Here is a 12,897-nt window from a genome sequence, read left to right as displayed (position 1 = left end):
AGGGGGGAGAGGGCCCGGCGCTCAGCCCTGGCTCTCCTTGTCGCGGCGGATGTCGGATCGGGTGCGGTCGGTCAGGGCTCTCGCGCCACGGCCCAGAGCCACATGGCCCGAGGTCACCAACTCGAGCACACCGAACGGCTCGAGCATCGACACCAGGGCCTGGATCTTCTCGTGCGAGCCGGTCGCCTCGATGGTGATGGACTCGTGGCTGATGTCGACGGCCTTCCCACGGAAGAGGTTGACCGTGTCGACGATCTTGGAGCGGTTGTCGATGTCGGACCGCACCTTGACCAGCACGAGCTGACGCAGCACGGCGGCCTCGTCCAGCTCGAGCACCTTGTGCACCTCGATCAACTTGTTGAGCTGCTTGACGATCTGCTCGAGCACCAGCGGGTCGTCGACCTCGGCCATGACGGTCATGCGCGAGAGTTCGGGCTTCTCCGTCTGGCCGACCGTGAGCGATTCGATGTTGAAGCCACGGCGCGAGAACAGTCCCGCGATGCGCGCGAGCACGCCCGGCTTGTTGTGAACCAGGACCGAGAGCGTGTGGGTGCTCACAGGACCTCCTCCTCCCAATCAGGCGCGAGGTCTCGCGCGATCTTGATCTCGTCGTTGCCGGTGCCGGCGGCCACCATCGGCCACACCATGGCGTCCTTGTTGACCAGGAACTCGACCACGACCGGACGATCGTTGATGGCCATGGCCTGGTTGATCACGTCGTCGACCTGCTCGACCGTCTCGGCCCTCAACCCGACGCAGCCCATCGCCTCCGCCAGCTTGACGAAGTCAGGGATGCGCTGGCTGTGCAGTTCGGTGTTGGAGTACCGACTGTCGTAGAACAGGGTCTGCCACTGGCGCACCATGCCGAGCACCTGGTTGTTGATCACGGCGATCTTGACCGGAATGTCATTCAGGGCGCAGGTGACCAATTCCTGGTTGGTCATCTGGAAACAGCCGTCACCGTCGATTCCCCAGACCACTTGGTCGGGGTTGCCCACCTTGGCGCCCATCGCCGCCGGCACGCAGTAGCCCATCGTGCCCGCACCCCCCGAGTTGAGCCACTTGCCGGGCTTCTCGAAGGGCAGGAAGTGGGCCGACCACATCTGATGCTGGCCCACGCCGGTGGCCCAGATGGTGTCGGGCCCCGAGATCTCGCCCAGCCGCTTGATGACGTACTGGGGGCTGAGTTCACCGTTGGGTGGCAGGTCGTAACCGGTCGGGTAGCGCCGCTTGAGGCCGGTCACGTAGCCCACCCACTCCGAGATGTCGGCGAGGTCGACCTTGGTGATCTGCTGGTTCAGTTCCCGCAGCACGTTCTTGGCGTCACCGACGATCGGCACGTCCGCAACCCGGTTCTTCGAGATCTCGGCCGGGTCGATGTCGGCGTGGATCACCAGGGCGTCGGGAGCGAACGAGTCGAGCCGGCCGGTGACACGATCATCGAAGCGTGCCCCGATGGTGATCAGCAGGTCGGAGCGCTGCAGTGCCCCGACGGCGGCCACGGTGCCGTGCATACCGGGCATGCCCATCGCCAGTTCGTGGCTGTCGGGGAAGACGCCCCGTGCCATCAGCGTGGTCACCACCGGGATGCCGGTGGCGTCGACGAACTCGCGCAGTTCGGCAGAGGCCTCGGCCCGCACGACACCACCACCGATGTAGAGCACCGGGCGGCTCGCCTTGGCGATCAGCTTGACGGCCTGGCGGATCTGCAACACGTGTGGCTTCACCGTGGGGCGATAGCTGGGCATCTTGATCGAGCCCGGCCACACGAAGGGCGCCGACTTCTGCAGTGCATCCTTGGCGATGTCAACCAGAACGGGCCCCGGACGGCCCGACGAGGCGATGTGGAAGGCCTCCTTGAGGGCCTGCGGGATGTCCTCGGTGCGCGTGACCAGGAAGTTGTGCTTGGTGATCGGCATGGTGATCCCGCGGATGTCGGCCTCCTGGAAGGCGTCCGTGCCGATGGACGCCGAGTTCACCTGACCGGTGATGGCCACGATCGGCACCGAGTCCATGTACGCGTCGGCCAAGGGGGTGACCAGGTTCGTCGCGCCGGGCCCGGAGGTGGCCATGCACACCCCGACCCTGCCCGTCGACGAGGCATAGCCCTCGGCCGCGTGGCCGGCGCCCTGCTCGTGGCGGACGAGGATGTGACGGACCTTGGAGTCGTAGAGGGGGTCGTAGGCCGGGAGGATCGCACCTCCCGGGATGCCGAAGATTACGTCGACATCAAGCTTCTCGAGCGAAGCCACCAGCGCCTGTGCGCCGGTCATCTCAGGTGTCTGGTCACCTGCCATGGTGTCTCCCTTTCCTCGGCGCCCCCCGTGGGGCGATGTGTGTACGTGCGCTGTCCCTGACAACAAAAAACCCCCGCTGCCTCCATGGGCATACGAGGGTGCGCTGGACCGACTGCTGGTCGGCTCAGCGCTGGCGGAGTACGAGGTTCGTGCGCACGGCTTCACCATACCCCGGCGACCATCGGGGACCAATGCGGCGGGCGCATCTCTCGCATCGTGGGACGCCCCCGCGTCGCGGGCTGCCCCACTGGCCTTCGCAGCCATGACCCCAGCATTGATGAGCTGCCGTGAGGACCTGCCCGGACGAACACCTGCCGCGCAGCCATTGTGGGTTGCCTGTCCTCAGAGATATATGCCACCCCCACCCAATTCATCGTTCAACCAACGACGTAGCGTTCTTCTTGCTACGACACGGAGTCGTAGGACACCTGCTGGTCCAGACCCAGCCCGTCCGCAGAAGTTCGAAAGGTCCTCCCATGAAGCCCACCAAGATCGTCGGAATCATTTCCTTCGTCGCTGGCCTGGTCATGATCGTCGCCGGAGCTGTCACGTGGGGTGTGGTCACCTCGCAGCTCAAGGACGAGCGCATCACCGTCGCCGCCGACGCCGCCCCCGTGATGGGGATCAAGGTCGCCGGCAAGAACGTCGCCGGCCCGATCACCGCTTTCGGCCAGGCCGAGATCATCAAGCACCACGCCACCACCGGTTCGGACGGCAAGACCTACGCCGAGCTCGGTGCCCTGCAGAACGGGGTCAAGACCAAGGCCAAGGATCTGGGCGTCGAAGACCTCACCAGCACCGACCCTGCCGTCGTCTCGAAGATCGAGGCCGACCCCACCCTGACCGAACTCAAGGGTGAACTCGCCAAGTACACCGCTCAGCGCACCACCCAGATGAACGGTGCCTTCCTGCGCACCTCGCTGTTCAGCTCGGTGATCACCTACGGCGTGTCGGCCTTCGTGATCGGCATGGGCCTGATGAACCTGCTCTACGGCTGGGCCTTCGTGTCGGTCAGCCGCAAGCACACCGTCGCCGAGTGACCTGCCGAGTTGCACGGGCGACCGTGTGACTCACCCCGCAGCTGATCCAGCTGCATGATCCCCCCTGCAGCGGGCGGTCCGGAGAGATCCGGGCCGCCCGTTCGCGTGTGCCGGGCGATCACCGTGTCGGTCCCTCCCACCGCGGACGAACGCACCCCTCCCGCACCGAAGGCCTAGGCTGGAGCGCAGTATTCCCAGGAGGACCGATGCCCGAACTGCGTTCCAAGACCACCACCCACGGCCGCAACATGGCCGGCGCCCGAGCCCTGTGGCGTGCCACGGGCATGGGTGACAACGACTTCGGCAAGCCGATCGTGGCGATCGCGAACTCCTTCACCCAGTTCGTCCCCGGACACGTGCACCTCAAGGACATGGGCCAGTTGGTCGCCGGCGCGGTGGCGGAGGCCGGAGGTGTGGGCAAGGAGTTCAACACCATCGCCGTCGATGACGGCATCGCCATGGGCCACGCCGGCATGCTGTACTCACTGCCCTCGCGAGAGGTGATCGCCGACTCGGTGGAGTACATGGTGAACGCCCATTGCGCCGACGCTCTGGTGTGCATCTCGAACTGCGACAAGATCACTCCCGGCATGCTGCTCGCAGCGCTGCGACTGAACATCCCGGCCGTCTTCGTCTCGGGCGGCCCGATGGAGGCCGGCACCGCCGTGATCGACCCCACCACGTCGACCGCGCAGACCCGCCTCGACCTGATCGACGCCATGGTCAAGGCCGTCGACGAGAGCGTCCCCGACAACCAACTCGACACGATCGAGGCCAACGCCTGCCCCACCTGTGGCTCGTGCTCGGGCATGTTCACCGCCAATTCGATGAACTGCCTCACCGAGGTGCTCGGGCTCTCGCTGCCGGGCAACGGGTCGACCCTGGCCACCGCCGCGCAGCGCAAGGGCCTCTTCGAGAACGCCGGACGACTGGTCGTCGACCTGGCCAAGCGCTACTACGACGAGGACGACGACTCGGTGCTGCCGCGCTCGATCGCCACCAAGGCGGCTTTCGAGAACGCCATGACCGTCGACATCGCGATGGGCGGATCCACCAACACCGTGCTGCACCTGTTGGCAGCAGCCCACGAAGCCGGGGTGGACTTCACCCAGCCCGACATCGACCGGCTGTCGCGGCACACGCCGTGTGTGTGCAAGGTCGCCCCGAACACCCACAACTACTACATGGAGGACGTGCACCGCGCCGGCGGCATCCCCGCCATCATGGGTGAGCTGTTCCGCGGGGGACTGCTCGACACCGGCGTCCACGCGGTCCACTCCCCCAGCCTCCAGTCCTGGATGGACACCTGGGACCTGCGCGGCGGCAAGGCCACCGACGAGGCCATGGACCTGTGGTACGCAGCCCCGGGCGGGGTGCGGACCACCCAGGCGTTCTCGTCCACCAACCGGTGGGCCAGCCTCGACACCGACGCGGAGTCGGGCTGCATCCGCTCCGTCGAGCACGCCTACACCACCGACGGCGGACTGGCCGTGCTCTACGGCAACCTCGCCGAGGACGGCTGCATCGTCAAGACCGCAGGGGTGCCCGAGGACCAGTGGGTCTTCCGCGGCACGGCCAAGGTCTCCGAGTCCCAGGACGAGGCGGTCGAGCAGATCCTCGGCGGTCTGATCAAGCCGGGCGACGTGGTCGTCGTCCGCTACGAGGGACCCAAGGGTGGCCCGGGCATGCAGGAGATGCTGTACCCGACGTCGTACCTCAAGGGGGTGGGGCTGGGCCCCAAGTGCGCCCTGATCACCGACGGACGATTCTCGGGTGGTTCCTCGGGCCTGTCGATCGGCCACGTCTCACCTGAAGCTGCTTCCGGGGGCACCATCGGTCTGGTCGAGGACGGGGACATCATCGAGATCTCCATCCCCGACCGGCGCATCCACCTCGACGTGCCCGACGAGGTGCTGGCCGAGCGCCGCGCCCATGCCGACGCCCACGGATGGAAGCCCGCCACCCGGCAACGCGAGGTCTCACCGGCGCTGAAGATCTTCGCGAAGTTCGCGCAGTCCGCCGACAAGGGTGCGGCTCGGGTCGTCGACTGATCGCCTGGCCACAACCCGGCCTCGTGGCTGACTGGCCTCTCGTGACTGGTTGAGACAGAGTCAATCGGTCCAATCGTGCGGATGATGCACCTTGGTGCCCCATGGTGCGGCTGGGGCGCAACAATCCCGCTCAGGCGACACGATCCGCACGATTGGCCGACCGCACGATTTCCTCGACGTTGTCATTTCGGGTTCAACCACTGCTTGGGTTACGCTGGAAGCCGAGGGGAGTACTTCACAAGTCTTCGCCGGTCACTACGGATGGTCATCCATCCTCGGCGTGAGCGCCCACGGGTCCAGTCGGATCCGGAGGTGAAGGAGACCTCAGACCATCCTTGAGAGATCTGAGCCCTCCATGACCCCTGCGTCCGTCGCCCCCTTGTTGCCCCTCGAGGGCTCCCTGTCGACCATCGGTTCCCCAGCCCTGTGGGGCTGGACGATCGCCGGTGTGATCGCTCTGTTCGTGATCGACTTCCTGATCACCCGGAAGCCGCACGAGGTCTCCATGAAGGAGGCCGTCGGCTGGTCGATCTTCTACGTCGCGCTGCCGCTGCTGTTCGGCGTGTTCGTCGTCCTGCGGTTCGGCGGTGGGACCGGGATGGAGTACTACACCGGTTACCTGGTGGAGAAGTCCCTCTCGGTCGACAACCTGTTCGTCTTCATGATGTTGCTGGCCGGCTTCGCCGTTCCTCGAGCCCTGCAGCAGCGAGTCCTGCTGATCGGCGTGGCCGGGGCACTCCTGCTGCGCGCCGGGTTCATCGCCCTGGGCGCAACGCTGATCGAATCGTTCGCCATCACCTTTTTGTTCTTCGGGCTGATCCTGGTCGCCACCGCCGTCAAGGTCTGGCGTGACGCCGCGGTCGGCCACTCCGACGAGGACGTGTCGAAGCTGCCGGTGGTCCGACTCGTCAACAAGGTGTGGCCGGTGGCCCCCGCCTATCACGGCACGAAGATGACGGTCGTCCAGTCGGGCGGGCGGGCCCTCACCCCTCTCGCGGTCGTGACCCTGGCGATCCTGGGAACCGACCTGCTGTTCGCCATCGACTCGGTGCCTGCCGTCTACGGCATCACCGGCGACCCGTACCTGGTGTTCGCGACCAACGCGTTCGCCCTGCTCGGCCTGCGGGCGCTCTACTTCGTGCTCGAAGGAGTGCTGTCGAAGCTCGTGCACCTCAGTTACGGTCTGGCGATCATCCTCGCCTTCATCGGGGTGAAGCTGGTGCTGCACTGGGCGCACGGCGTGTGGGACTGGGTGCCCACCGTCCCCACCCTCGCCTCCTTGGTGGTCATCGTCGGGGTGCTCGGCCTGACCACCGTGACCAGCCTGCTGGCATCGGACGCGCGTCAGCGCTTCGCCCTGACGAAGCTGACGCCCCCGTCGGCCTCCCAAGTGAGCGGGTCGACGCGTCCGGGTCCTGATCCCGAACGGCGGAGCCGGCAGCATGCCACTCCGGTCACCCGCGTTCGACCCGGACAAATGGGCTGAGACGATCCCAGGGGGTCACGACCCGAGGAGCTGGGTCAACACCTCGTCGGGTCCTCCCCGGGGCGACTGCCCCGGCTGGTAGCGGGGTATGAGGTGGACGTGCAGGTGGAAGACCTCCTGCCCCGCGGCCGCGCCCGAGTTGATCTGTGCCGTGACCCCGCTGGCACCGAGACGGTCGGTGATCGTCCGGGCGACGGTCGTGACCGCATCGGCCATCAGCGCCAGCCCCGCCGGTTCACTCGTGAGGTTCTCGGTGTGGGTGGTGGGAACGACCAAAGTGTGCCCCGGTGACTTGGGGGACAGGTCGAGGAAGGCGACTGCCGTGTCATCGCGGAAGACCTCCCGGGCGGGGACGTCACCCTGGACGATGCGGCAGAAGATGCATCCGTCCATGCTCATTCGCCCCCACGCACGACGTTGGCCACCGGCTCGCCGGCGACCCAGTGGGCGATCTGCTCGCGCAGCATCCGGTCGCGGCGGGGGTCGAACGCGTTGGTGTATCCGCCGACGTGGGGGCTGATCAGCACGTTGGGCTGCGACCACAGGGGATGGTCGGCCGGGAGCGGCTCCGGGTCGGTCACGTCCAGAGCGGCGTGGAGTCGTCCCGACGTCACCTCGGCGAGCAGAGCGTCGGTCTCGACGATGGGCCCTCGCCCGACGTTGACCAGCAGCGCACCGTCGGGGAGGTTCGCGAGCATGGCCGCGTCGAAGAGCCCGCGGGTGTCATCGGTGAGCGGCAGGATGATGATGGCCACGTCGGTCTCACGCAGCACCTGGGGAAGGTTCTCGATCGGCTCCACACCGTCGCGGGCCGTACGGGCCACGCGCCGGATGACCGTCGGTTCGAACGGTTCCACGCGCGCCTCGATGGCCTTGCCGATGTGCCCGTAGCCGATGATCGTGACCCGGCGATAGGCCAGACCGGTGCCCCACTCCCCCTGCCATGTGCCGGTGGTCTGGTTGCGGGCGAAGTCGTCCAGGTGGCGTGCGTGGGCCAACGTGAGGGCCACCGCGAGTTCGGCCGTGGCCGAGTCGTGCACCCCGGCGGCGTTGCACAGCCTGACTCCGGCCGGCAGTTCGGGCACGTTGTCATAGCCCGCGCTCTGCATCTGCACCACCTCGAGCCCCGTGAGTTCGTCCGGACGATGGATCACTCCCCCCGACGACATGTAGGGCACCACCAGGAAGTTCACCTCCGACAGCGGCCCGGGAGCGGTGTCCGCGTCGGTGTAGGAGCGGTAGGTGAGGCCATCGTGCTCACCGAGGATGCGGATGGCGTCCTCCTGCGAGTAGGGGACCCAGGCAATACGGCTCATGCGGAGTGTTCTCCTTCGAGATGGGGACGACGGACCTCGACACCTGCCTCGGCCAAGGAGTCCTTGAGGGTGGGGATGGGCACCTGCCCGGAGTGGAACACAGAGGCGGCCAGGGCCGCGTCGACATCGGACTCGCGGAAGACATCGACGAAGTGGTCGATCGCGCCGGCGCCACCGGAGGCGACCAGGGGCACGTGGCAGACAGCCCGGACGGCCGACAACTGCTCGAGGTCGTAGCCGGCCCTCACCCCGTCGGAGCCCATGCAGTTCAGCACGATCTCGCCGGCACCCAGCTCCTGCACCCGGGCAACCCAGTCGAGGGTGGTGGTCTCGAGGGCACGGGTGGCATCCGGATTGCCGGTGAACTGGCGGATGCGCCACTGCCCGTCGGGGTCGCGCAGCGAGTCGATGCCGACCACCACGCACTGCACCCCGAAGGCCTCAGCCAGTTCGCTGATCAGTTCCGGGCGTTGGGTGGCCGGGGTGTTGATCGAGATCTTGTCGGCGCCGGCGTGCAGCACGGCCCTGGCCTGCTCGACGGACGAGATGCCGCCGGCGACGCAGAAGGGAATGTCGATGGCCCGGGCCACGCGACGCACCCAGTCGATGTCGACGGCGCGACCCTGGGGGGATGCGGTGATGTCGTAGAACACCAACTCGTCGGCACCCTCAAGGCGGTAGCGGTCGGCCAGTTCGACGATGTCGCCCATGTCGACGTGGTCACGGAACTGGGTGCCCTTGACGACGCGTCCGTCGCGCACGTCGAGACACGGGATGATGCGGCGGGCGACGCTCATGCGGTGACCCCCTCAGAGATCGCTGGCGACAGGAAGTTGGCGAGCAGACGAGACCCGACGGCGGCGGACTTCTCCGGGTGGAACTGGCAGCCCCAGATGTGGGCGGTCTCAGCCGTTCGACCCCGGACGACGGCCGCGAACCGGGTGCCGTGCTCGCAGGCCGCCAGCGTCGTACCGGTGACCGGGGCGGCGTAGGAGTGGACGAAGTAGCCGCGCTCCCCCGTGGAGATGCCGGCCAGGATCGGGTCGTCGGCGAGCAGTTCGAGGGTGTTCCATCCCATGTGGGGGATGCGGATGTGCTCGTCCCCGGGCAGCCGCGTGACACGGCCGGGCAGGTAGCCCAACAGGTCGACGCCGCCGTCCTCCTCGGAGTGTTCGAACAGCAGTTGGGACCCCACGCAGACCCCGAGCATCGGCACCCGGACGTCGCGGAGAACCGCGATCAGGTCGAGTTCGTTGAGCCGTGCCATGGCGGCACCCGCGGCCCCAACGCCGGGCAGGATGACGCGGTCGGCACGGAGGATCTCGGCGGGGTCGGCGGTCAGGCGGGCGGTACCGCCGAGCCGTTCGACGGCGTCGGCGACCGAACCAATGTTCGTGCCGCCTGAGTCCACGAGAGCCACTTGCACCATGAGCCCAGCCTAGGTGCTGGGCCGCAGGGTCCGCCCACCCGGACAGTGGTTGGGCGCCGAGCCCCCGTCGGCGAGGCTCGCAGCCGCGAGAACTCCCCGGTGCCAGGGCCGCCGCTCCGGCTAGGTTGGTGCCCATGAACGAGCTTGACCCGAGCTTCACCTCCCTGCCCCTGGATGCCTTGGCCGATGCCGCCCTCGCCCGCGCCAAGCAGCTGGGCGCCAGCCACGCCGACGTCCGCATCGAGCGTCACCGCACCGCCCAGACCCGTCTGCGCGACGGCAAGCTCGCCGGTGCCAGCGACTCCACTGACCTGGGCATCAGCATCCGGGTCGTCCACCACGGGTCGTGGGGCTTCGCGGCAGGCATCACGCTGACGGCGGAAGCCGCGCGCACGCTGGCCGAGCAGGCCGTCGCCATTGCCCAGGTGAGCGCCCCGCTCAACCCTCGAGCCGTCGAACTCGCCGACGAACCCGTGCACACGGGCACGTGGGTGTCGAGCTACGAGGTCAACCCGTTCCACGTGCCCGACCGCGACCGGGTGGCCCGGCTGGTCGAGTTGTCGCAGTCGCTGGCCTCCCAGGCGGGGGTGAGCCACACGCAGGCGAGCCTGATGGCGGTGCAGGAGAACACCTTCTTCGCCAACCTCGCCGGCACCCGCACCACCCAGCAGCGGGTGCGGGTCCATCCGGAGTTCACGGCCACCAACGTCTCCGACTCGGGCTTCTCGTCGATGCGCACGATCGCACCGCCGGCCGGGCGCGGGTGGGAGTACCTGACGGGCACCGGCTGGGACTTCGACGCCGAGATCGCAGGCGTGGGTGACCACCTGGCAGCCAATGTGCGAGCCGCCTCGGTGACGGCGGGGCCCACCGACCTGGTGATCGACCCGTCCAACCTGTTCCTGACCATCCACGAGTCGGTCGCCCACGGCACCGAACTCGACCGGGCCCTGGGCTACGAGGCTGCCTACGCCGGCACCTCGTTCGCCACCTTCGACCAACTCGGCACCCTGCGGTACGGCTCCGAGGTCATGAACGTCACCGGTGACCGGGTCACCGAGCACGGACTGGCCACCGTCGGCTGGGATGACGAGGGAGTCGCCGCGCAGACGTTCGACATCATCCGCGACGGCACGCTGGTCGGCTACCAACTCAACCGCCAGATGGCCCACGAGAAGGGTCTCGGCCGCTCCAACGGGTGCGCCTTCGCCGATTCCGCCGGTCACATTCCCCTGCAGCGCATGCCAAACGTGTCGCTGCAACCCGGAACTGACAACCTCAGCCTCGACGACCTGATCGGACGCGTCGAGAACGGTCTCTACGTCGTCGGCGACAAGTCGTGGTCCATCGACATGCAGCGGTTCAACTTCCAGTTCACCGGCCAACGGTTCCTGGTGATCAAGGACGGCCAGCTCACCGGCGAACAGGTCCGCGACGCCGCCTACCAGGGCACGACCACCGACTTCTGGGGGTCGATGGAGGCCGTGGGCGGCCCCGACACCTACCTGCTCGCCGGGGCCTTCAACTGCGGCAAGGGCCAACCCGGCCAGGTCGCCGCCGTCTCCCACGGAGCCCCCGCCTGCCTCTTCCGGGGCGTCAACGTGCTCAACACTGTCGAGGAAGGACAGGCCTGATGTCTCAGACCACCCCAGACCCCAGCAACCCGGAGCCCACCACCGTTTCCGTCCCTGACCAGCCGGCGCCCTCCGCCTGGATCGAGGATGCCCTCGCCGCGGCCGTTGACCTGCCCGGGGCCGATGCCGGCTGCGTGGTGATCATTCGCGACGCGACCAGTGCCAACCTTCGCTGGGCCAACAACGCGCTCACCACCAACGGGCAGATGCACACCCGCACCGCCCAGGTGGTGGCCCTGGCCACCGTGGACGGCGGCGTGGCCTCGGGCTGCCTCGACGCGCCGGTCACCTCCTCGGACGAGGTGGTCGCACTCGTCCGGAGGGCCGCAGAACTGGCCGCCTCAGGCACCCCGGACGAGGACGCAGCACCGCTCGTGGACGGAGGTGTCGACCCCGACATGGCCGACCCCCCCGCATCCGCTGGCATCGAGGCCTTCACCGGCCTGGCCCAAGGCCTGGGGCGGTCGTTCACCGAGGCCGGCGACCACCACCTGTTCTTCGGGTTCGCCGAACTGGCCGTCACCACCATCTGGTTGGGCACCTCCGCCGGCACTCGCCGCCGAGCCGTCGAGCGGATGGGACGTCTGGAACTGAACGCCAAGCATCCCGACCTGATCGGTTCGGCCTGGGTGGGTCGATCGACCCCCGACTTCGCCGACATCGACATCGCCGCGCTCACCGCCGAGGTGCTCGAGCGGCTGAGCTGGTGCGAGAACCGGGTGGAGCTCCCGGCCGGACGCTACGAGACCATCCTTCCCGGCGGAGCACTCGCAGACCTGCTCATCTACGCCTACTGGACGATGGCGGGTCGCGACGCCCGCGAGGGCAGCACCGTCTTCTCCGGGCCGGGCGGAGGCACACGGGTCGGTGAGCGACTCGCGACTCTGCCGATCACGATGTGGTCGGACCCGCGGGCACCGCGCCTGGAGCGCGCCCCCTTCGCGGTCACCGGAACCTCCTTGGCCGGGCTGGCCTCGGTGCACGACAACGGAGTGCCGGTCGGCCGTCAGACGTGGCTGGAGGAGGGTCGCCTGGCCACCCTGGTGGAGACCCGGGCGGAATTGGCAGCGATGGGATCCCCGGACGGTGCCGACCACCCTGGTGGCGACCAGGATCGTCCGTTGCCCTGGCCGACCGAGAACCTCCTTGTGGATGCCGGCGGCACCGCCACGCTCGACGAGATGGTTCGCTCGACCAAGCGTGGGCTGTTGCTGACCTGCCTGTGGTACATCCGCGAGGTCGACCCCGAGACCCTGCTGCTGACGGGGCTCACCCGCGACGGCGTCTACCTGGTCGAGGACGGCAAGGTGACCGGCATGGTCAACAACTTCCGTTGGAACGAGTCGCCTGTCGACCTACTGAAGCGCATCACTGAGGTCGGACGATCCGAGCAGGTGCTGTGCCGGGAGTGGAACGACTGGTTCACGCTCACCCAGGTGCCCCCGGTGAGGGTGCCGGAGTTCAACATGTCGACCGTCTCGAAGGCCTACTGAGTTCCGTCGGCGGAGGTTGCGGGCCGCAGTCCCCCAACACGAGCCACAGGCCACAGCCACGACGAGCAGTGACCACTGGTACCCCGCCACGGGGAGCAAGCCCGCCAGCACCGCCGGCAGCAGGAAGCCGGCGTAGGCGATGGCGTAGTAG

11 protein-coding genes are annotated in these 12,897 nt (G+C 67.8%); 5 read left to right on the top strand and 6 right to left on the bottom strand.

The genetic code is table 11. The features are described from left to right. Window positions 1–21: 21 nt before the first annotated feature. Entirely contained in the window at window positions 22–558 is a 537-nt protein-coding gene (gene ilvN, locus H507_RS0106735) for an acetolactate synthase small subunit (RefSeq protein ID WP_022909962.1), read from the bottom strand. After that, window positions 555–2,297, bottom strand: coding sequence for an acetolactate synthase large subunit (locus tag H507_RS0106730; protein WP_022909961.1), 1,743 nt, complete (start codon window positions 2,295–2,297; stop codon window positions 555–557). The genes ilvN and H507_RS0106730 overlap by 4 nt, the downstream gene beginning before the upstream one ends. 476 nt (window positions 2,298–2,773) lie before the next feature. Between H507_RS0106730 and H507_RS0106725 the strand changes: the two genes are divergently transcribed. The 3 genes from H507_RS0106725 (at window position 2,774) to H507_RS15295 (ending at window position 6,874) form a co-directional block, all read left to right on the top strand. Beyond that, window positions 2,774–3,337, top strand: a complete 564-nt coding sequence (locus H507_RS0106725; RefSeq protein ID WP_022909960.1) for a hypothetical protein — start codon at window positions 2,774–2,776, stop codon at window positions 3,335–3,337. 206 nt (window positions 3,338–3,543) lie between these two features. Then, entirely contained in the window at window positions 3,544–5,388 is a 1,845-nt protein-coding gene (gene ilvD, locus H507_RS0106720) for a dihydroxy-acid dehydratase (protein WP_022909959.1), read from the top strand. Window positions 5,389–5,743: 355 nt separating this feature from the next. After that, window positions 5,744–6,874, top strand: a complete 1,131-nt coding sequence (locus H507_RS15295) for a TerC/Alx family metal homeostasis membrane protein (protein ID WP_022909958.1) — start codon at window positions 5,744–5,746, stop codon at window positions 6,872–6,874. Between the two features lie 15 nt (window positions 6,875–6,889). On the opposite strand, the gene H507_RS15290 is transcribed toward H507_RS15295, so the two are convergent. The 4 genes from H507_RS15290 to hisH are packed head-to-tail and all read right to left on the bottom strand — an operon-like array spanning window position 6,890 to window position 9,619. Next, window positions 6,890–7,273, bottom strand: a complete 384-nt coding sequence (locus tag H507_RS15290; protein WP_157438915.1) for an HIT family protein — start codon at window positions 7,271–7,273, stop codon at window positions 6,890–6,892. Next, window positions 7,270–8,190, bottom strand: coding sequence for a 2-hydroxyacid dehydrogenase (locus H507_RS0106705; protein ID WP_022909956.1), 921 nt, complete (start codon window positions 8,188–8,190; stop codon window positions 7,270–7,272). Before H507_RS0106705 ends, H507_RS15290 begins: the two co-directional genes overlap by 4 nt. Further along, on the bottom strand, window positions 8,187–8,987 hold the full coding sequence (hisF, locus tag H507_RS0106700) for an imidazole glycerol phosphate synthase subunit HisF (protein WP_022909955.1): 801 nt from the start codon (window positions 8,985–8,987) through the stop codon (window positions 8,187–8,189). The genes H507_RS0106705 and hisF overlap by 4 nt, the downstream gene beginning before the upstream one ends. After that, window positions 8,984–9,619, bottom strand: a complete 636-nt coding sequence (gene hisH, locus H507_RS0106695; protein ID WP_022909954.1) for an imidazole glycerol phosphate synthase subunit HisH — start codon at window positions 9,617–9,619, stop codon at window positions 8,984–8,986. Before hisH ends, hisF begins: the two co-directional genes overlap by 4 nt. Window positions 9,620–9,753: 134 nt before the next feature. On the opposite strand from hisH, the gene H507_RS0106690 reads away from it, so the two are divergent. Together H507_RS0106690 and H507_RS0106685 are read left to right on the top strand one after the other, a co-directional pair. Continuing rightward, window positions 9,754–11,253 carry a TldD/PmbA family protein gene (locus H507_RS0106690; RefSeq protein WP_022909953.1) on the top strand — a complete coding sequence of 500 codons (1,500 nt, stop codon included), beginning with the start codon at window positions 9,754–9,756 and terminating at the stop codon, window positions 11,251–11,253. Continuing rightward, window positions 11,253–12,746, top strand: a complete 1,494-nt coding sequence (locus H507_RS0106685) for a metallopeptidase TldD-related protein (RefSeq protein WP_022909952.1) — start codon at window positions 11,253–11,255, stop codon at window positions 12,744–12,746. The genes H507_RS0106690 and H507_RS0106685 overlap by 1 nt, the downstream gene beginning before the upstream one ends. Window positions 12,747–12,897 lie beyond the last annotated feature (151 nt).

It is taken from the genome of Aestuariimicrobium kwangyangense DSM 21549 (genome assembly GCF_000421525.1).
Classification (GTDB): Bacteria; Actinomycetota; Actinomycetes; order Propionibacteriales; family Propionibacteriaceae; genus Aestuariimicrobium; species Aestuariimicrobium kwangyangense.
This window is presented reverse-complemented; position numbering and strand designations above follow the sequence as displayed.

Excerpts from the sequence above, each read along its gene's own strand:
- H507_RS0106685 (WP_022909952.1), top strand. The coding sequence starts at position 11,253 with ATGTCTCAGACCACCCCAGACCCCAGCAACCCGGAGCCCACCACCGTT.
- H507_RS0106730 (WP_022909961.1), bottom strand. The coding sequence starts at position 2,297 with ATGGCAGGTGACCAGACACCTGAGATGACCGGCGCACAGGCGCTGGTG.
- ilvD (WP_022909959.1), top strand. The coding sequence starts at position 3,544 with ATGCCCGAACTGCGTTCCAAGACCACCACCCACGGCCGCAACATGGCC.
- H507_RS15290 (WP_157438915.1), bottom strand. The coding sequence starts at position 7,273 with ATGAGCATGGACGGATGCATCTTCTGCCGCATCGTCCAGGGTGACGTC.
- H507_RS15295 (WP_022909958.1), top strand. The coding sequence starts at position 5,744 with ATGACCCCTGCGTCCGTCGCCCCCTTGTTGCCCCTCGAGGGCTCCCTG.
- H507_RS0106705 (WP_022909956.1), bottom strand. The coding sequence starts at position 8,190 with ATGAGCCGTATTGCCTGGGTCCCCTACTCGCAGGAGGACGCCATCCGC.
- hisH (WP_022909954.1), bottom strand. The coding sequence starts at position 9,619 with ATGGTGCAAGTGGCTCTCGTGGACTCAGGCGGCACGAACATTGGTTCG.
- H507_RS0106690 (WP_022909953.1), top strand. The coding sequence starts at position 9,754 with ATGAACGAGCTTGACCCGAGCTTCACCTCCCTGCCCCTGGATGCCTTG.
- hisF (WP_022909955.1), bottom strand. The coding sequence starts at position 8,987 with ATGAGCGTCGCCCGCCGCATCATCCCGTGTCTCGACGTGCGCGACGGA.
- H507_RS0106725 (WP_022909960.1), top strand. The coding sequence starts at position 2,774 with ATGAAGCCCACCAAGATCGTCGGAATCATTTCCTTCGTCGCTGGCCTG.